The 18,660-nt window shown below is 72.2% G+C and carries 13 protein-coding genes and 1 rRNA gene; 8 read left to right on the forward strand and 6 right to left on the reverse strand.

The window, feature by feature from the left end:
- The first annotated feature begins 125 nt into the window (after positions 1-125).
- From FJK98_RS34550 to fxsT, 6 genes are all read left to right on the forward strand, one after another.
- Positions 126-257 (forward strand): hypothetical protein, encoded by a 132-nt coding sequence (locus tag FJK98_RS34550; RefSeq protein ID WP_255469978.1) that lies wholly within the window; start codon positions 126-128, stop codon positions 255-257.
- On the forward strand, positions 229-2,553 hold the full coding sequence (locus tag FJK98_RS17045) for an FxsB family cyclophane-forming radical SAM/SPASM peptide maturase (RefSeq protein WP_145919899.1): 2,325 nt from the start codon (positions 229-231) through the stop codon (positions 2,551-2,553). The genes FJK98_RS34550 and FJK98_RS17045 overlap by 29 nt, the downstream gene beginning before the upstream one ends.
- Positions 2,550-3,338 (forward strand): aminoglycoside N(3)-acetyltransferase, encoded by a 789-nt coding sequence (locus FJK98_RS17050; protein WP_145922825.1) that lies wholly within the window; start codon positions 2,550-2,552, stop codon positions 3,336-3,338. The genes FJK98_RS17045 and FJK98_RS17050 overlap by 4 nt, the downstream gene beginning before the upstream one ends.
- A gap of 74 nt (positions 3,339-3,412) precedes the next feature.
- A complete protein-coding gene (locus FJK98_RS17055) occupies positions 3,413-4,093 on the forward strand; it encodes a TIR-like protein FxsC (RefSeq protein ID WP_145919900.1) in 681 nt (226 codons plus the stop codon).
- Complete coding sequence (locus tag FJK98_RS17060; RefSeq protein WP_145919901.1) at positions 4,080-5,243, forward strand: TIR-like protein FxsC; 1,164 nt, start codon at positions 4,080-4,082, stop codon at positions 5,241-5,243. Before FJK98_RS17055 ends, FJK98_RS17060 begins: the two co-directional genes overlap by 14 nt.
- Entirely contained in the window at positions 5,240-9,139 is a 3,900-nt protein-coding gene (gene fxsT, locus FJK98_RS17065; RefSeq protein WP_145919902.1) for an FxSxx-COOH system tetratricopeptide repeat protein, read from the forward strand. The genes FJK98_RS17060 and fxsT overlap by 4 nt, the downstream gene beginning before the upstream one ends.
- Here the strand turns inward: fxsT and FJK98_RS17070 are convergent.
- Positions 9,133-10,083 carry an alpha/beta fold hydrolase gene (locus tag FJK98_RS17070; RefSeq protein ID WP_145919903.1) on the reverse strand — a complete coding sequence of 317 codons (951 nt, stop codon included), beginning with the start codon at positions 10,081-10,083 and terminating at the stop codon, positions 9,133-9,135. The genes fxsT and FJK98_RS17070 overlap by 7 nt on opposite strands.
- A 209-nt stretch (positions 10,084-10,292) precedes the next feature.
- Complete coding sequence (locus tag FJK98_RS17075; RefSeq protein WP_145919904.1) at positions 10,293-11,264, reverse strand: helix-turn-helix transcriptional regulator; 972 nt, start codon at positions 11,262-11,264, stop codon at positions 10,293-10,295.
- 151 nt (positions 11,265-11,415) lie between these two features.
- Between FJK98_RS17075 and FJK98_RS17080 the strand changes: the two genes are divergently transcribed.
- A complete protein-coding gene (locus tag FJK98_RS17080) occupies positions 11,416-12,186 on the forward strand; it encodes a nucleotidyltransferase domain-containing protein (RefSeq protein WP_145919905.1) in 771 nt (256 codons plus the stop codon).
- Positions 12,187-12,248: 62 nt separating this feature from the next.
- On the opposite strand, the gene FJK98_RS17085 is transcribed toward FJK98_RS17080, so the two are convergent.
- From FJK98_RS17085 to FJK98_RS17095, 4 genes are all read right to left on the reverse strand, one after another.
- Positions 12,249-12,995, reverse strand: a complete 747-nt coding sequence (locus tag FJK98_RS17085) for a cyclopropane-fatty-acyl-phospholipid synthase family protein (protein ID WP_145919906.1) — start codon at positions 12,993-12,995, stop codon at positions 12,249-12,251.
- A gap of 166 nt (positions 12,996-13,161) precedes the next feature.
- The gene (locus FJK98_RS17090; protein WP_145919907.1) at positions 13,162-14,508 is read right to left on the reverse strand and encodes a DivIVA domain-containing protein; all 1,347 of its coding nucleotides are present in this window, start codon (positions 14,506-14,508) and stop codon (positions 13,162-13,164) included.
- Between the two features lie 296 nt (positions 14,509-14,804).
- Positions 14,805-14,945, reverse strand: a complete 141-nt coding sequence (locus tag FJK98_RS33250; RefSeq protein WP_168222494.1) for a hypothetical protein — start codon at positions 14,943-14,945, stop codon at positions 14,805-14,807.
- A gap of 2 nt (positions 14,946-14,947) precedes the next feature.
- The gene (locus tag FJK98_RS17095; RefSeq protein ID WP_145919908.1) at positions 14,948-16,186 is read right to left on the reverse strand and encodes a glycosyltransferase family 2 protein; all 1,239 of its coding nucleotides are present in this window, start codon (positions 16,184-16,186) and stop codon (positions 14,948-14,950) included.
- 810 nt (positions 16,187-16,996) lie between these two features.
- Between FJK98_RS17095 and FJK98_RS17100 the strand changes: the two genes are divergently transcribed.
- Positions 16,997-18,511, forward strand: a 16S ribosomal RNA gene (locus FJK98_RS17100).
- Positions 18,512-18,660 lie beyond the last annotated feature (149 nt).

Consider the following 18,660-nt stretch of genomic DNA (forward strand, 5'->3'; position numbering starts at 1 on the left):
GGCGGATAGCATCATCGACATCCGTGATTGGTCGTCGACGTGGACGGACGTCCGTCCACCTCCGACACAGATGGGGGCCCGACGTGGACCGCACCCAACGCCCGTCCGATCCGTTCCCGGCGCCGATGAGCGACGTGCGACGGACGCCGCTCGGCCAGATCCCGGTCGAGCGGGCCGCCGCCCTGGCACGCATCGACGACCGCCGGGCCACCCACCCGACCCGGGTCGATGTCGCATCCTTCGGCTCGCACGTCTGACCCGGCCACCGCGCCCCGCGCCCCGGTCGCCCCGCTCAGCCAGTACGTCCTCAAGCTGACCAGCCGGTGCGACCTGGCGTGTGACCACTGCTACGTCTACGAACACCCCGACCAGTCGTGGCGTCGTCAACCCCGGCTGATGACGCCCGACACGGTCGAGGCCACCGCCCGACGGATCGCCGAGCACGCCGCCACCCACCGGCTCACCACCGTCCGGGTGGTCCTGCACGGCGGGGAACCGCTGCTCGCCGGTGCGGCCCGGCTCGCCACCACCGCCACCACCCTGCGCCGGGCGATCGACCCGGTGACCCGGCTCGACCTGCGGATGCAGACCAACGGCGTGCTGCTCACCCCCGAGATCGCCGACGTCCTCGTCGCCCACGACGTCAAGGTGGGCGTCTCCCTGGACGGCGACCGGTCGGCCAACGACCGGCACCGCCGGTACGCCAACGGCGCGAGCAGCCACGACCAGGTGCGCCGGGCGCTGGCCCTGCTGCGCCGCCCCGCCTACCGCGGCTCCTACGCCGGGCTGCTGTGCACCGTCGACCTCGCCAACGACCCGCTGCGGGTCTACCAGGCCCTGCTCGCCGAGGAACCACCCCGGATCGACTTCCTGCTGCCGCACGCCAACTGGGACCGGCCACCCGCCCGCCCCGACGGGGCCGCCACCCCGTACGCCGACTGGCTGCTGACCATCCACCGGCGCTGGCTGGCCGACGGGCGTCCGGTGCCGATCCGGCTGCTGGAGTCCCTGCTGGCCACGGCCACCGGCGGCAGCACCGGCACCGAGGCGGTCGGGCTCGCCCCGGCGGACCTGGTCGTGGTGGAGACCGACGGCAGCTTCGAGCAGGTCGACTCGCTCAAGTCCGCCTTCCACGGCGCCGCCGCCACCGGCCTGGACGTGTTCCGGCACGCCGTCGACGAGGCGGCGGCCCACCCCGGCATCGCCGTCCGCCAGTCCGGCCTGGCCGGCCTCTGTGCCACCTGCCGGTCCTGCCCGCTGGTACGCCGCTGCGGCGGCGGCCTCTTCGCCCACCGGTACCGCTCGGGCACCGGCTTCGACAACCCGTCGGCCTACTGCGCGGACCTGGCCGCGTTGATCCGGGCCACCGCCGTCCCCGTCGACCCGCCGGAGCAGCAGCCGGCCGACACGCTGCCCCCCGCCGTCCTGGCCGACCTCGGCTCCGGGCGGGGCGGGCCCGGGTCGGTGGGTCAGCTCGCCGCCGTCCACCACGGCATCGCCCGCGCGCTGACGGTCGCGCTCAGCCCCGCCGCCACCGCCGACCCGGTCGCGGCGGCCGGCTGGCACCTCCTGGTGGCGCTGGACGTGTCCGCGCCCGACGCCGTCGACCACGTGCTCACCCACCCGTTCGTCCGGCGGTGGGCGCAGCGGTGCCGGTCCGGGGCGACCGGCGACCTGCCCCACCTCGCCGCCGTCGCCGCCGCGGCGGCGGTCCGCGCCGGCGTCGACGCCGATCTCGTGCTGCCGGTGCGGGCCGGCGCGGTGCACCTGCCGACGCTCGGCGCGATCATGGTGGACACCGACGCCGCCACGGTGCCCGTCACGATCTCCGCCGGCGGCGTCGCGCTGCGGGCCGGCCGGCGCCGGGTCCAGTTCCGGCCGGCCGTCGGACCCCACCCGGACCGGTGGCGGCCCACCCGGGCGGCCCACACCGGCGACGGGACCGTCCTGCTGGAGGACACCGACCCGTACCGCGACTGCTTCGACCTGCCGGTGGCGGCCCGGCTCACCCCGGCGGTCGCCGACCGCTGGACGCGGCAGGTGCACCGGGCGGTCGACCGCCTCGACACCGAGGCCGCCGGATACGCCGCCGGGGTACGCGCCCTGCTGCGCGCGGTGGTGCCGCTGCGCCCGGACCCGTCCGGCCGTTCCCGCAGCGCCGCCGCCCGGTCCGCGTTCGGCGCGGTCGCCGTCACCCCCGTCGCCGACGACGCCGCGCTGGCGGTGCTGCTCGTGCACGAGGTGCAACACCTCAAGCTGGACGCGGTGCTCGACGTCTGCGAGCTGTTCGACCCCGCCGACGCCCGACGGCTGCGGGTGCCCTGGCGCGACGACCCCCGCCCGGTGGAGGGCGCGCTGCACGGCGTCTACGCCCACCTCGCCGTCGCCGACGTGTGGCGGCACCGCCCCGGCGTCGAGGCCGAGGCCCACCACCGGCGCTACCGGGAGTGGACCGACGGGACGGTCGACGCCCTGCTCGACCTCGGCAGCCTCACCGCCGACGGCGAGCGTTTCGTCCGCCGGATGCGGGCCACCCTGGACGGGTGGCGGTGAACGACAGGGCCGTCCTCGCCGCCGACCTGCGGGCACTCGGACTACCCACCGGCGCGACCGTGCTGGTGCACTGCGCGCTGTCCCGGGTCCGCCCCGACCCGGCAGGGCCGGCCACCCTGCTCGCGGCGCTGCGCGACACCCTCGGCGACGACGGCACGGTGGTCGTGCCGACGCAGACCGCCGGCAACTCGGTGACCTCACCGGCGTTCCGGGCCGCCACGACGGGCATGACCCCGGCCCAGGCCGCCGCCGTCGAGGCGGCCATCGCGCCGTTCGATCCGGCGCACAGCCCGGCGCAGGGGATGGGGGCGTTCGCCGAACACGTCCGCCGGCAGGTCGACGCCCGGCGCAGCGCCCACCCGCAGACCTCGTTCGCCGCCCTCGGCCCGGCCGCCGCCGCCCTGACCGCCCGGCACGACCTCGACTGCCACCTCGGCGACCGGTCCCCACTGGGCGCGCTGTACGCCGCCGACGCCCTGGTGCTGCTGCTCGGCGTCGACTGGTCCGTGTGCACCGCGTTCCACCTCGCCGAGTACCGGTGCGCCCGGCCCGCCCCGCACCGGGCGTACCGCTGCTACCTGCGCGACCCGCAGGGCCGCCGGGTCCGCCGGGACTTCCGCGCCCCGCACCTGGACGACAGCGACTTCCCGCGGATCGGGGCGGCCGTGGTGGCCGACGGGGCGGTCCGCTCCGGGCCGGTGGGTGCCGCCGACAGCCACTGCGTGCGGCTGCGCCGCGCCGTCGACCTCGCCCTCGGGTGGATGGATGCGCACCGACTGGCGTGAAGGGGACAGCGCGGGTTTGGCCACTGTCGATACTGTGGTCGGCCGGGAGCGGCGACGCCGGGCGGGAGCGGTAGGTGGCGGAGGAACAGTTCTGGGAGGACGAGAGCGCCCCCGTGTTCTTCCTCAGCTACGCCCGCACCCGCACCCGGGTGGCGGCGCCCCCACGGGACACCAACCAGAAGGTCTTCCAGCTCTTCGTCGACCTCTCCGACCACGTCGTCGAGCTGCTCGGCCTCGGCCCGGGCCGGACGGCCGGCTTCATGGACCGGATGCTCGACGGAGGGCAGCTGTGGACCGACGATCTCGCCTTCGCCGCCGGCCACTGCCAGGTCTTCATCCCGCTCGTCTCCCCGCAGTACCTGCGCAGCCAGTGGTGCGCCCGGGAGTGGGACGCGTTCACCCGGCGGCGGGCGGTGCCCCGCCCGGACGCCGAGCCGTCGGCGGGGGAGACGCCGGTGATCCCGGTCAACTGGTCGGTGGTGGACCGTCGGCGGGTGCCCGAGGTCGTGTCGCGGCGGCAGATGTTCACCCCCACCCGGCTACCCTCGGACATCGCCCCGCAGTACCACGAGGAGGGCATCTACGGCCTGCTCAGCCTCGGCAGCAACGGCAAGGACGCCTACGACGCGGTGGTCTGGCGGCTGGCCCAGCGGATCGCCCGCGCGTACCGCACGCACTGGGTCGAGCCGGCCGTCCCGACCGACCTGCGGCAGCTGCGCGACCGGTTCGAGGAGGACGGGCATGACCTGGTCTGACACCTCCCCGGTCGGGGTCCCCGGGCAGGAGACCTACTTCTTCCTCAGCTACGCGCACTCCGTCCCGCTGTCCGACGCCGCCCGGCCGGACACCGACTACTGGGTCGGCAAGTTCTTCCAGGACCTCGCCAAGGCGGTCCGGGAGCATCCCCGACGCACCGCCGAGATCGAGGCGGGCTTCTTCGACGGCCAGGTCGTCCCCGGCGCCGACCTGCGCCGTACGCTCACCGACGCGCTCAGCGTCACGCACGTGTTCGTGCCGCTCTACTCCCCGAACTACTTCCGCAACGCCTGGGCGCTGGGCGAACGGGACTCGTTCCGCAGCCGGCTGGCCCGGCTGCCGGCCGGCCAGTCCGACCGGCACCTGCTGCCGGTGCTCTGGATGCCGCTGCCGTCCTGGGAGGACCGTCCCGAGATCGTCCAGGCGCTGTCGTTGACCGACGACCCCGACGACCGCGCCGACTACGCCGAGAACGGGCTGCGCGCGCTGTGCAAGCTCAGCGCCTACGGCCGGCAGTACCGGCGGCTGCGCGACGCGCTGGCCGACCGGATCGTCACGGTGACCGAGCAGCAACCGCTCGCCCGGTCCCGGGCGGCGACGCTGACCAGCCGGCCGGTCCCCGACGGCCCGGGCGCCGCGCTGGTGGTCACCACCCTCGCCGCCGACCGGGCCCGCTGGCGGCCCTACGGCGACCAGCACCAGTTGGCGGTCGCCGACTACGTGGCCGCGACCGCCGAGCGGCTCGGTCTGCCCACCCGGGTCGTCGGGCTGGCCGAGGCCCGCGACCAGGCCCCGCACAGCCCGGCGGTGGTGCTGGTGGACGCCGGGGTCGGGGTCGACGCGGCCCGCGCCGCGCTCGACGGGCTGCCGCAATGGGTGGTCCCGCTCGTCATCGCCGCCGACCATGCGCGTGGCGAGCCGACACCCGAGGAGATCGCCGGTACCTTGCATGACGCCCGGTTCCCCCGGGTGCTGCCGGTGCGCACCATCGACGAGTTCGAGCGCTGCGCGCCGCTGCTGGTCACCGAGGCGCGCAAACAGTTCCTCCGGCACGGGCCGGTCGATCCGCCGGAGGGCCCGCACGATCCGAAGCCGAGCCTGGGGCCGGCCGGACCGTTCGACGTACGGCGAGGGAAGGCAGAACGATGACTCCACCCCGCGACGGCCAGGTCGTCACCTTCTACTCGTACAAGGGTGGCACCGGTCGCACCATGGCGCTGGCGAACACCGCCTGGATCCTCGCCGCGAACGGCCACCAGGTGCTGGTCGCCGACTGGGACCTGGAATCCCCCGGCCTGCACCGGTTCTTCGCGCCGTTCCTCGACCCGGAGCAGGTCGCCTCCACCGGCGGCGTGATGGACCTGATCCTGGACTACGAGTGGGAGAACGCCCGCCGTCGGCGCGAGGGCGACGACACCCGCCCCGGCGACTGGCACCGCCAGTACGCCCGGGTCCACAAGCACGCCTTCTCGGTCAGCTGGGAGTTCCCCGGCGGCGGCACCCTGGACCTGCTGCTCGCCGGCCGGCACAACCCCGACTACGCCACCAGCGTCACCGGGCTGAACTGGGACAACTTCTACAACCGGCTCGGCGGGGCGCAGTTCTTCGACGCGCTGCGGGCGGACATGAAGCGGCACTACGACTACACCCTGATCGACAGCCGCACCGGCATCAGCGACGTCGCCGAGATCTGCACCATCCACCTGCCCGACGTGCTGGTGGACTGCTTCACCCTCAGCGACCAGGGCATCGACGGCGCCGCCTCGGTCGCCGCCCGGGTCCGTGGCTACGAGGGCCGCCGCGCCCGCCGGGTGCTGCCGGTACCGATGCGGGTCGACGAGGGCGAGAAGACCAAGACCGACGCCGGCCGGGCGCTGGCCATGCAGCGGTTCGCCGGTCTGCCCAGCGGCATGACCGAGCTGGAACGGCAGGACTACTGGCTTTCCGTCGAGGTCCCCTACCGGGCCTACTACGCCTACGAGGAGACGCTGGCGACGTTCGGCGACGTACCGGGCAGCCGGGGGCTGCTGTCGGCGTACGAGGCGCTGACCCGGCACATCACCAACGGCACGGTCGCCGGGCTGCCCCGGATGGACGAGGGGCTGCGCCGGCAGACCTTCCAACGTTTCGAACGCAAGCCGGTGATCGTCGACGAGCTGATCGTGTTGCGGTACGTGCCGGAGGACCAGGCGTGGGCGGAGTGGGCGCAGTCCGCGCTGCACGCCGTCGACCTGCGGGTGCTGGCCGTCCCGCTGGGCGTCCCGGCGACGGTGCCCGCCGGCACGGCCTCCCGTGAGCTGCACCTGGTCTCCCGCGCCTACCTCGCCGCCCGCCGGGCCCTCGGCAGCGCCGCCGGTTCCGCACTGCTCGCGCTGCACCTGGACGACACCACCCCGTCGGTGGACACGCCGCCCGGCAGTTGGGCGACCGTCTACGAGCGGGGCGCCGCAGCCGCCGCCGAGCAGGTGTGGGAGCTGGTCGGCCGGCCCACCGACGGTCGGGACCGGCCGGTGCCGGCCACCCGCTACCCGGGCGTCGAACCGCTGGTCTTCTACGCCCCGGCACGTAACGTGCGGTTCACCGGCCGGGACCGGCTGCTGCTGGCCCTGCGCGAGGAGCTGAAGACGGCGGCGCGGGAACGGGTCCCGGTGGCGCTGCGCGGCGGGGCCGGCATCGGCAAGACCCAGCTCGCCACCGAGTACGCCTACCGCTTCCACGGCGCGTACGACGTCATCTGGTGGGTGGACGCCGACCCGGTGCAGTTCATCGACGTCCGCTTCGCCGACCTGGGCCGCCGGCTCAGCCTGCCGGACCTGCAGAACGTGCCGGACAACACCCGGGCGGTGCGGGACTGGCTCAGCCACGGCGGCGGCCGGGGGGCCGACGAGCCGCCCCTGCGCTGGCTGATCGTCTTCGACAACGTCGACCAGTACGAGCACGTCCGGGACTACCTCCCCCAGGGCGAGGGGCACGTGCTGGTGACCACCCGCAACCCGGACTGGGGTGACCTGGCCCGCGCGGTCGACGTGGACGCCTTCCAGCGCGGCGAGAGCGTCAGCCACCTGATCGGCCGGACCAGCCGCCGGGGCATGACCGTGGCCGAGGCGCAGCAGGTCGCCGAGGCGGTGGAGGACGTGCCGATCCTGGTGGCGCTGGCCGGCGCGTGGCTGGCGGAGAGCCCCGACTCGGTCGCCACCTACCTGGCCGGGCTGGCCCGCACCGGCCCCGACAGCGACGTGTGGGGCCGCTCGCTGGCCGGCCTGCGGGAGCAGTCCCCGGGCGCCTACCGGCTGCTCCAGCTCGGTTCGGTGCTCGCCCCCGACATCGCCCTCGACCTGCTCTACGGCGACCAGGTGGCGAAGGTCATCGCCCCGCACGACCCGCTGGTCGCCGCGCAGGTCACCGACCGGGTCTCCGAACGGGACATCGCTGCCGCGCTGGTCCAGCGGATCAACCGGCTCGCCCTGATCAAGGTGGACCTGCACGCCCAGCGGGTGCAGATCCACCGGCTGCTCCAGGCGGCGTTGCGGTCCCGGATGTCCGAGCAGGAGCTGGCCGAGGTCAAGCACGACGTGCACCGCATCCTCGCCGGTTCCCGCCCCTCCGGCGAGGTGGACGACCCGGCGTTCCAGTCCGGCTACCGGCACCTGTGGCCGCACCTGGACGGCTCCGAGGCGGTGTCCTGCCACGACGACACGGTCCGGCAGCTGGTCATCGACCGGGTCCGGTACATCTTCCTCAACGGCGGTTTCGAACAGGGTGCGCAGTACGCCCGGGAGGCCGACAAGACCTGGACGACCATGCTGGAGGGGTTGTCCCCGGACACCACCGCCCACCGTTCGCTGCGCGTGCAACTGCTCAACCTGCGCTTCAACCGGGCCAACCTGCTGCGCAGCCTCGGCCTGTTCGAGCAGGCGCTGACCCTCGACGCGGAGACCCTGCGTCAGCAGGAGGACCTGATCGGCGAGACCCACCCGTACACCCTGATGACCGCCGGCGGGTACGCGGCGGACCTGCGGGCCCTGGGTCGCTACCAGGAGGCGCTGGCACGGGATCTGCGGACCCACGGGGCGTCCGTGGAGGTGTTCGGGGAGGACCACCGGCGCACCCTGAACGCGGCCAACAACCTGGCCGCCTCCTACCGGCTCACCGGGGACTTCGTCCGGGCGCTCGACACCGACCAGACGACCTACCGCCGGTTGCGGGTCGTGCTCGGTCCCGACCACCCGCGGACCCTGCTCTCGGCCAGCAACTACGCCCGCGATCTGCGGGAGACCGGCGACTACCAGGGCTCGGTGGTGTTGCTGGAGGACGTGATCGAGGGGTACCGCCGGCTCTTCGGCGACCAGTTCCGCGAGTTGCTGCTCAGCCAGGCCAACCTGGCCACGTCGCTGCGCAGCACCGGCCGGATCGCCGAGGCGGGCCGGCTGCTCGACGACGCCTACACCCGGCTGCGCTCCACCGTCGGGCCGACCAACCCGGACACCCTGCTGTGCCGGTTGAGCCGGACGGCCAACCTGATGCTCCAGGGCCAGGCGGCGCACGCCCGGTCGGAGCTGGAGGAGGTGCAGCAGACGCTCACCCAGGTGTTCGGGGCACAGCACCCCTACACGCTGGTGTGTGAACTCAACCGGGGGGTGGCGCTGTGGGACGCGGGGGCGCAGGAGGAGGCGTACGCGTTCACCATGGCCGCGGCCGACGGGCTGCGGGAGGTGCTCGGACCCGAGCATCCGTTCAGCATGGGCGCGGACAACAACGCCGCCGTCTTCACCATCCTCGACGGGCAGGCCGAGGAGGGCCTCACCCGGTTGCTGGCCGTGGTGGCCCGGCTGACCGCGGTGCTGGGGGCCGACCACCCGGACACGCTGCGCAGCCTCGGCAACGTGGAGACGGCCCGGCAGGCGGCGAGCGGGGGAGTGGTCAGCATCGGGCGGATGCGGCTGGCGGACCGGCTCGCCGACCGGATCGGGCAGGAACACCCGAGCGTGGTGGTGCTGCGCGACGGGCGGTACGTGCGGCGGGTCCTCGACCCGCACCCCTACTGACCGGGTCGGGCACCGATGAGCACGTCGGTGCCCGTCGGCACCTGCCCGTCGCCGAGCCACCGCAGGATGCGGGGGAGTTGCCCCATGGCGTCGAAGTGGGCCGCACCGGGCTGCACCTCGATCTCCGCCCCGGGGATCCGGGCGGCCAACCAGCGGCCGTGGCTGGCCGGGGCGAAGGTGTCGTCCGCGCCGTGCCACAGCCGCACCGGGGTGGCCATGGTGTCGATCGCGTCGAGGTTGAACTTCCAGTCGCGGCGCAACGCCAACACGTCGTCGATCCAGCCGTACGGGCCGGCCCGCAGCGCCTCCTGGTAGGTGTCGAAGATGATCCCGCGCAGCGCCGCGTCGTTGATCGCCCGGCGGTCGGGGGGACCCATCTGCGTCATCAGGTCCCGCAGCAGGAACCGGGGGTCCTCGGCGGCGCGGGCGGCCCGCTGCCGGATCTCCTCGACCACGATCTCGGTGTCCGGGCGGCCGTTGCCGAAGCCGCGCTGGTTGTCGCCGTTCATCCCCTCGAACCAGTCCAGGCCGATGGCCTCCGAGGGGGCGAAGCTCACCAGCACCGCGACCCGGCTCACCCGGCCGCGCAGGCGTTCGTCGGCGGCGCAGGCCAGTGCGTGCGGCCCGCCGCCGGAGCGGCCGGCGACCGCGAACCGGTCTAGGTGGAGCTGGTCGGCGATGGCCTCCACGTCCCGCGCGGCGTCCGCCACGTCCCGGCCCTCGAACCGGTCGGAGTCGCCGTAACCGGGGCGGTCGTAGGCGATCAACCGGATGCCCATCCGGTAGAGCACGATGCCCCGGGGTTTCGGCCCCCGGCGGCTGCCGGGTGTGCCGTGCATCAGGAAGACGGGGAACCCGTCGGGAGCACCGGTCTCCTCGTACGCCACCCGCTTGTTGTCCGCGCGGTGGGCGTATCGCGGCCCAGGCTCACCTTCTCGGGTCACTCCAGCCTACCTTCCGGTGCCACTACCAGCCGATACTCGCAACCCGCATCGAGCGGAGACGATGTTTCCGTCGGCCCCGTTCAGCCTTTGAGCCTAACGGTCGGGCCCGCCGCACCGCTATGCCGAGCCCGAACAACCGGCCGGATCTGTCGGAAACGACACCTGTCGGCCCGTCGGGTGGGAACGTCCGGCCGAACCGGCGACGGCGTTCAGCAGGCCAGGGGTCGGATATCCGACGGCGCGTCGACCAGGGCGGCGCGTGGATCGGCGTAGCGCCACTCCACCCGGTACTGCGCCCGCAACCGGGGCCGCGGCACCACCCACTCGTACGCGATCCGCCCCTGCCGCTCCCGGCCGTCCGGGCGCACCTCGGCGCTGCTCTCCGCGGTGAACGAGGTCTCGTTGCCCCAGACGGTGGGACCCGTCTCGGTCGGGAAGTCGAGCCGGATCACCAGGTTGCGGGTGGGCAGCCGGATGTCGCGTTGCAGCCAGTCGCCGAACTTCCACGCCGGCACCCGGTAGGCGTAGCCCACCACGGTGCGCTGGCCGGGATAGAGCGGCATCGGGGTGCCCCCGCCGTCGAGCAGCAGCACGATCTTGAGGAAGGCGTCCCGGCTGCGCCCGACCCGCCACCGCATCGGCTCCGGCTGGTCGACGCCGATGGTCGCCCGGAAGTCGACCTCGTCGATGGTGAGCGGATGGCGACCGTGGAAGACCGTCGACCGGGCCGGATCGTCCGGGAACCGGTCGATGTCGATCTGCACCGTGTGCCGGGTGATCGGCTCGGTGCCCACACTGTGCAGCACCCGCCGGAACCGGCACTCGTACACCCCGTCGACGAGGGAGAGGCTGGCCTGCTCGTCCTCGATCACCAGATGCGACCCGGCCGGCGGCGGCACCGCGGTCGGGCCGAGCGGGGAGCGGCGTCCCCCGGGGCCCCGGCTGTCGGCGAAGGCGACGTACTGCTGCCAGATCCGGTTGCCGCTGTCCAACACCAGCTCGACCCGCCGGGCGAACTCCTCGGTGGGTTGGTGCCGGCCGTTCTCGATGTGGCTGACGTACGACGGGTCGAAACCGGTGCGTTCGGCCAGTTCCTTCTTGGACATGCCCCGCTGGTGACGCCAGTGGGTCAGTTCCCGCACGAAATCCGCCGCCGCATCGTCCTGTGTGGAGCTGCCCATGCCCCCGTCCTCGCTGTCGGGCCTCAAGTCTGTCCCACCCGTGGCGTCCGCGCCAGGGGTGCCCCCCACCCGACTCCGCCCGGCGGCCCTGACCCCGGTCCGCCGCACCCGCACCACGACGGCCGCCCGCGCGGGCGGCAGAATGACCGGGATGGACACCGCCGTGCGCCGCTACCTCGCCGACCTGGTCGGCACCGCCCGCGACGTGCTCGGGCCGCAGCTGGTGGGCGGCTACGCCGCCGGGTCGGTGGCGCTGGACGCGTACCAGCCGGGCCGCAGCGACGTGGACGTGGCGCTGGTCTGCCGGGACGCGCTACCCCGACGGACCCGGCAGGAACTGGTCACCCGGCTGCGGCACGAGGCGCTGCCGTGCCCGGCACGCGGCCTCGAACTGGTCGTCTACACCCGCCCGGTGGCCGGCTCGGGCACCGGCGAACCGGGGTTCGAGGTGGAACTCAACACCGGGGCGGCGATGCCGTCGCGGGCCACCCTCGACCCGGCCGACCGGCCCGCCGCCGACGGCCACTTCTGGTACGGCCTGGACCGCAGCATCCTGCACCAGCGGGGTCGCCCGTTGACCGGCCCGCCGGCCGGCGAGGTCTTCGCCGACCTGTCCCCGGACGACCTGCGCACGCTGCTGGTGGCGGCGTTGCGCTGGTGGCTGGCCCGGCCCGCCCCACCCGGGGACGCCCCCGCCCCCGGCGCGCAGGACGCGGTGCTGAACGCCTGCCGCGCGCTGGTCCGCCTCCGCGACGGCGACTGGCTGTCCAAGGTCGCCGCCGGCCACCGGGTGATCACCCTCGGCCGCGACCCCGAGCTGGTGCGCCGCTGTGTCGACGCCCGCGACGGCGGCCCGCCCCCGTCCGCCGCCGCGGCCCGCGCCTTCCAACAGCGGGTGCTCGACGAGATCGTCACCGGCTGACCGCGACGCCCGGCCGCCGATGCCGCGTCCCGGTCAGCCCGCCGGCCCGCCCCGTCCCCGGCTCAGCGTCGGAGCAGGGCGAAGGCACCCCAGCCCAGGTACTCCCGCCGGTACCGGACGTGCCGCAGCGGGTCCTCGGTCAGCTCCCGCCGCAACGACCCGGCGAGCGCGTCGTCGGGATGGGCGTCCAACCAACGGCGCAGGGTCAGCCAGTGCGCGGCGGCGTACCGGTCCCAACTGTCCTGGTCGGCGAGGACCATCTCGACCACGTCCCAGCCGTGCCCCTGCATCCGGCCGATCAGCCCGGGAAGATCGTCGAAGTCGTCCCGCACGGTGGCGTGGCAACCGGCGACGGTCTCCTGGTCCGGCGGTTCCCGCCGCCAGTACGGCTCCCCGACCAGCAGCATCCCGCCCGGACGCAGCGCCCGCGCCAGCAGGTCGACGGTGCCGGTGACACCCCCGCCGATCCAGGTCGCACCGAGACAGACAGCCACGTCGACCGGTACCGGGTGGACGTACCCGGCGGCGTCGTCGTGGACGAAACGGACCCGGTCGGCCACCCCGAGCGTGCCCGCCCGATGCCGGGCGGCGGCGGTGAACGCGGTGCTGATGTCGACACCGGTGCCCCGGACCCCGTGCGCGCGGGCCCAGGTGCAGAGCAGCTCACCCTTGCCGCTGCACAGGTCGAGCAGGGTGTCGTCGGGGCGCAGCCGGATCACCCGGCCCAGGGTGGCCAGCTTGTCGGCGTCGAACGGGTTGAGGATGCGAAGGTCGCCTTCGCGGATGACGAAACTACGATCGAGATCCATGTCGATGACTCCGGAGGTGCGTGGACGGACGCGGAAAGCGGACGGTCGGCACACGGAGCACGGGCACGGGACCACACCTCGTTCGCTGGTCAGGGTGACGGGACCGCCAGGCTACGTCCCCACCGGCCCGGAGCACAGCGAATTCGCCCCGGGCCGTACCCGTTCGTCAGACGTTGGTCGGCACCCTGCCGGCGGGCGGTTCGGTGGCCGCCTCGACCGGCGGCTCGGTGGCCGGCCGGGCCGCCACCGTCGGGTACTCGGCGGTCTCCCCACCCCCGGCGGCGGCCGCCATCACAGCGGCGGCGGCCAGGTCGGCGACCCGCTTCGCCTCCCGCTGCACCCGGGCCCGGACGTCCTTGGCGTGCCGCTCCACACTCTCGGCGGCCTGCCGGGCCTCCTCCAACCGTCGGTTCTCGGCGGTCAGGTCGCGACGCACCTCCTCCAACCGCTGCCGGGAACGCGCCAACTCCCGCTCGGTGGTGTCACCCTCCTGCTGGATCTCGGCCAGCTGCGCCCGGGCCGTCTCCAGCTCACCCTGCACCTCGGCGAGGGTCTTCTGCCGGTCGGCGATCTCCCGCTGCACCGTGGCGAGCTGCTCCTGGTGACTGCTGGTCTGCTCGTCGGCCCGCTGACGGACCTCGGTGGCGTACTGCTGCGCCTCGGCGATCAACGCGGCGATCTGCTGCTCGGCGGCGCTGTGCTGGTTGGTCAGCTCCCGTTCCGCCGCCGCCCGCTGCTCGGCCAGCTCCTGCTCGGCCGCGGCCCGCCGCTCGCCGACCTCCCGCTCCACCGTGGCCTGCCACTGGGCCAGCTCCTGCTGGCTCTGCGTCCGGGCCGCCTGGATCTCCTGCTGGATCTGGGTCCGGGCCGCCTTGGTCAACGCCTCGGCGGCGGCCCTGGTCTGGGTGATCTGCTTCGCGGTCTGCTCGCTGATCCGCTTGGCCTCCTGCTGGGCCCGCTCGTGGGCGGCCTCCCCCTCGGCCCGCAGCTTCTCCGCCCGCTCCCGGATCTCGGCCAGCTCGGCGTCGGCCGCCGTCCGGCGCTCCTCGTACGCCTTCTCCTGCTCGTCGCGGCGGGTGGCGAGTTCCTCGTCCAGGTCCCGCAGCGCCTGGGCGGTCCGGTCCCGGGCCTCGACCAGCGTCTTCTCCGCCTCACCCTGGAGCTGGTTCGCCCGCTGGGACGCCGAGTCGGTGATCACCGCGGCCTGTTTCTCGGCCAGGGCGAGGATCTGGTCCACCATCGGACCGAGGTCGCGGAAGGACGCCCGGTCCACCTGAGCGGGACGCTGACGCAACTCGGTCAGCTCCGCCTGCAACCGCTGGATGTGCGCGGTCAGGCCCTGGATCTGGCCGGCCGCCTGGGCCCGCTCGGCGGTCAACGTCGACAGGGCGCCGTCCATCTGCTCGACGTACCGGTCCACCTGCCGCTTGTCGTAGCCCCGTAGCGCGAGCTCGAAGCTCGGCCGTGCCGACCCGTCGTCCCGCGACGCGTACGACTCCTCCCCGGTGGACATATGGCGCCAGCCTCCGTACTCCTCGGTGATCCAGGTCGCGCGGGCGACCCCACGCCCACGATGGGGCGAAACACTACCGGCGACCGATGTTCCGGGTGACCGGGCCCCGGTGGGGTCCACGCACCGATCCGGGCCGGCCAGCGGCTCCGCCGTACGCGGTCTGGATCGGTGCCCGTCAGTCTGGTCGTCGGTCCGGCTCCCCGGAGTCGACCGTTCCGGCGGAATTGGCGGTCCGGCCCGCGCAGCCGACCGGCTGCGCGGGCCGGACCGGGGAGGTTATCCGCAGGTATCCCCGCTCAGCGGTCCTGACGACGGGACCGGGCACCCCACTGGGCGACGGTCACCAGTAGGGCACCGAGCCCCAGGACGAGCGCGCCGATCAGACCGACGGCGGCCGTCGGAGCGCCGGTGACCGGCAGATCCTGACTCGCGGACATGTTCACCTCCCTCGGGCGTCGGTACGGATCGGGACGACCGCGCCTGCTCCGGGGTGGGCGATCCGCCCCGGTGAGGACCAGACGCAGCGGTCGACGGTGGGTCGGCGGATCGCCTTGACCAGCGCGTGCACCAGGACGACCCGGTAGAGCAGGTCGGTCAGGACGATCGTCGGCAGGAAGAGCAGCAGTCGGGGCCGCCCCAACCGCCAGGCCGCGAGCGCGATCCAGAACGCCTGGCCGGCGAGCATCAGCAGCAGCCCGCCGACGAACCCGGGCCCGGCGGTGGCCAGCAGCCACAGGGTGGCCGGTGCGCCGGCGACGTAGAGCGCCCAGTGCAGCATCAGCAGCAGGTAGGCGTAGTCGAACCGGCTGTGACTCCGGCCCACCCGGTGCCCGATGACGCCCTGGAAGGTGCCCCACAGCCAGCGCAGGTTCTGCCGGTACCAGTCCCGCCCGGTGGTCGGGTCCTGGAGTTGCGCGACGGCCCGCGGGGCGTAGACGACCTTTCCGAGCTGCCGGCGGTGGGTCTCCAGCACCCAGTAGGTGTCGTCGACGATGTACGGCGGCTGCTGCGGCAGCAGGACGTCCAGCAGTTCGGTGCGGTACACCGAGTTCGAGCCGGAGATGCAGTTCATGACGTTGAAGTGGCTCTGGATGCGGCGGACGATCGCCTGGTAGTTCCAGTAGCTGTAGGCCCGCTTGGCCAACCACGGGTTCCACCGGTGCTCCGCCGGCCACCAGGTGACGTTGTGACCCACCACGATCGCCACGTCGTCGGCCAGCAGCGCCAACGCGGCCGTGACGAAGTCCGGTTCCACCAGGACGTCGTCGTCGAGGATCGCCACCGCCCGGTATGCCCCACCCAGGTCGAAGGCGGTGTACGCGGCGTGCAGCGCGGCCGGCTTGCCGACGTTGGTCGCGAGTTCGAGCACCCGGGCACCGGCGGCGGTCGCGGTGGCGGCGGTGGCGTCCGTCGAGGCGTCCGACACCACGAAGACCTGGGCGCCGGTGGCCCGGGCCGACCGGACGGTGCTCCCGATCGTCGCCGAGCCGTTGCGGCAGGCGATCAGGACGGCCACCTCGTGCGGGCGGACCGGGGCGTGCCGGGGGAACCTCGGCGGACGGCGACGCAGGAGCGCCGCGCGTTCCGGCCGGAGGAACCCGTACCCGAAGGCGGCGACCACCAGGAACAGGACCAAAACACCGAGAGTGACGGCAACGGTGAGGACAGCCTCTCCCACGAGAAGCCCCTTTACACAGTTAGGAAGGGGGTTGGAGGGCCGCTGCGCTGCGGTGCAGCCGTAACGCTACGTATATGAATGACGTTCGCCAACTGTGCTCGCAGGTTCTGGCCGTTCGGCCCACCCGGCCCTCACCCCACTGGTCTTTGCGCAGCTCAGACGCGACATCCGGGCGGGTTGTGCGGGCCGGTCCGGCGCTGTCGGCACGCCATGTGACGCGGGACGCCCGCTGTGGATTTGACGATCATCTCGGCGGACGCGTAACTTTCTCTCTGCCAGCGCGGAACGGACGAAACAGGGCGAAAGTCCTGGAGGCCGGAGCGCGGTTCCTGATCTCGGGTGGTGCTTCCGGATCGGCCCGGGGGGTCGGTGCGGCGGGGCGAAACCGACCGGGTAGAGTGAACGACCGGCAGGGAATCGGGCGAGAGTGCGGGAAACCGCTGCGGCCGGCCTGGCGACAATCACGATGTTTTCCGGTGTGAGCCGGGGGTGTTCGTGGTGTGTGGAAATTGTGGTTGATGTGGTGTGGATCGTGACAGAGCGGTTTGACACGGCGGATACCACCGGGTAACGTAGTAAAAGTGCCTGGCGCGGAAGCGCGGGGCGCGGTGAATGAGATGCCCCAGGTCGGGGGTTCTGCTGTTGCGGGGCTTCCGGGTGGTGTGTGGTTGTTCTTTGAGAACTCAACAGGGTGCTTGTAAAGCCAGTGCCAATTGTTTTATACCCCGTGCCGGCTGAATCTTCGGGTTTGGTTGGTTTGGGATTCCTTTGGCAACATGTTTGTTGTCGGGATTGCTGTTCGACAGGTTTTTGTTGGAGAGTTTGATCCTGGCTCAGGACGAACGCTGGCGGCGTGCTTAACACATGCAAGTCGAGCGGAAAGGCCCTTCGGGGTACTCGAGCGGCGAACGGGTGAGTAACACGTGAGTAACCTGCCCTAGGCTTTGGGATAACCCTCGGAAACGGGGGCTAATACCGGATATGACCTCCTGTCGCATGGTGGGGGGTGGAAAGTTTTTCGGCCTGGGATGGGCTCGCGGCCTATCAGCTTGTTGGTGGGGTGATGGCCTACCAAGGCGACGACGGGTAGCCGGCCTGAGAGGGCGACCGGCCACACTGGGACTGAGACACGGCCCAGACTCCTACGGGAGGCAGCAGTGGGGAATATTGCACAATGGGCGGAAGCCTGATGCAGCGACGCCGCGTGAGGGATGACGGCCTTCGGGTTGTAAACCTCTTTCAGCAGGGACGAAGCGCAAGTGACGGTACCTGCAGAAGAAGCGCCGGCCAACTACGTGCCAGCAGCCGCGGTAAGACGTAGGGCGCGAGCGTTGTCCGGATTTATTGGGCGTAAAGAGCTCGTAGGCGGCTTGTCGCGTCGACCGTGAAAACTTGGGGCTCAACCCCAAGCCTGCGGTCGATACGGGCAGGCTAGAGTTCGGTAGGGGAGACTGGAATTCCTGGTGTAGCGGTGAAATGCGCAGATATCAGGAGGAACACCGGTGGCGAAGGCGGGTCTCTGGGCCGATACTGACGCTGAGGAGCGAAAGCGTGGGGAGCGAACAGGATTAGATACCCTGGTAGTCCACGCTGTAAACGTTGGGCGCTAGGTGTGGGGGGCCTCTCCGGTTCCCTGTGCCGCAGCTAACGCATTAAGCGCCCCGCCTGGGGAGTACGGCCGCAAGGCTAAAACTCAAAGGAATTGACGGGGGCCCGCACAAGCGGCGGAGCATGCGGATTAATTCGATGCAACGCGAAGAACCTTACCTGGGTTTGACATGGCCGCAAAACTTCCAGAGATGGGAGGTCCTTCGGGGGCGGTCACAGGTGGTGCATGGCTGTCGTCAGCTCGTGTCGTGAGATGTTGGGTTAAGTCCCGCAACGAGCGCAACCCTCGTTCGATGTTGCCAGCGCGTTATGGCGGGGACTCATCGAAGACTGCCGGGGTCAACTCGGAGGAAGGTGGGGATGACGTCAAGTCATCATGCCCCTTATGTCCAGGGCTTCACGCATGCTACAATGGCCGGTACAATGGGTTGCGATGCCGTGAGGTGGAGCGAATCCCAAAAAGCCGGTCTCAGTTCGGATCGGGGTCTGCAACTCGACCCCGTGAAGTCGGAGTCGCTAGTAATCGCAGATCAGCAACGCTGCGGTGAATACGTTCCCGGGCCTTGTACACACCGCCCGTCACGTCACGAAAGTCGGCAACACCCGAAGCCGGTGGCCCAACCCTTGTGGAGGGAGCCGTCGAAGGTGGGGCTGGCGATTGGGACGAAGTCGTAACAAGGTAGCCGTACCGGAAGGTGCGGCTGGATCACCTCCTTTCTAAGGAGCACCATCCGGTGAAAGCCGGTATGGAGCCCGCGGCCTGCGGATGTCGGGTCGGGGTGCTCAGATGGCGGAGACACTGGCGAGTTTGTGTCCGGCAACGGCCGGGATACCTAGTACAGCTGCTCTTCGGGGTGGTGGGAACG

It is taken from the genome of Micromonospora sp. HM134, assembly GCF_007833915.1.
Taxonomy (GTDB): Bacteria; Actinomycetota; Actinomycetes; order Mycobacteriales; family Micromonosporaceae; genus Micromonospora; species Micromonospora wenchangensis.

Bases quoted from the DNA above. Each gene is read 5' to 3' on its own strand.
- FJK98_RS34550 (WP_255469978.1), top strand. From the start codon at position 126: ATGAGCGACGTGCGACGGACGCCGCTCGGCCAGATCCCGGTCGAGCGG.
- FJK98_RS17045 (WP_145919899.1), top strand. From the start codon at position 229: ATGTCGCATCCTTCGGCTCGCACGTCTGACCCGGCCACCGCGCCCCGC.
- FJK98_RS17060 (WP_145919901.1), top strand. From the start codon at position 4,080: ATGACCTGGTCTGACACCTCCCCGGTCGGGGTCCCCGGGCAGGAGACC.
- fxsT (WP_145919902.1), top strand. From the start codon at position 5,240: ATGACTCCACCCCGCGACGGCCAGGTCGTCACCTTCTACTCGTACAAG.
- FJK98_RS17075 (WP_145919904.1), bottom strand. From the start codon at position 11,264: ATGGGCAGCTCCACACAGGACGATGCGGCGGCGGATTTCGTGCGGGAA.
- FJK98_RS17080 (WP_145919905.1), top strand. From the start codon at position 11,416: ATGGACACCGCCGTGCGCCGCTACCTCGCCGACCTGGTCGGCACCGCC.
- FJK98_RS17085 (WP_145919906.1), bottom strand. From the start codon at position 12,995: ATGGATCTCGATCGTAGTTTCGTCATCCGCGAAGGCGACCTTCGCATC.
- FJK98_RS17090 (WP_145919907.1), bottom strand. From the start codon at position 14,508: ATGTCCACCGGGGAGGAGTCGTACGCGTCGCGGGACGACGGGTCGGCA.
- FJK98_RS33250 (WP_168222494.1), bottom strand. From the start codon at position 14,945: ATGTCCGCGAGTCAGGATCTGCCGGTCACCGGCGCTCCGACGGCCGCC.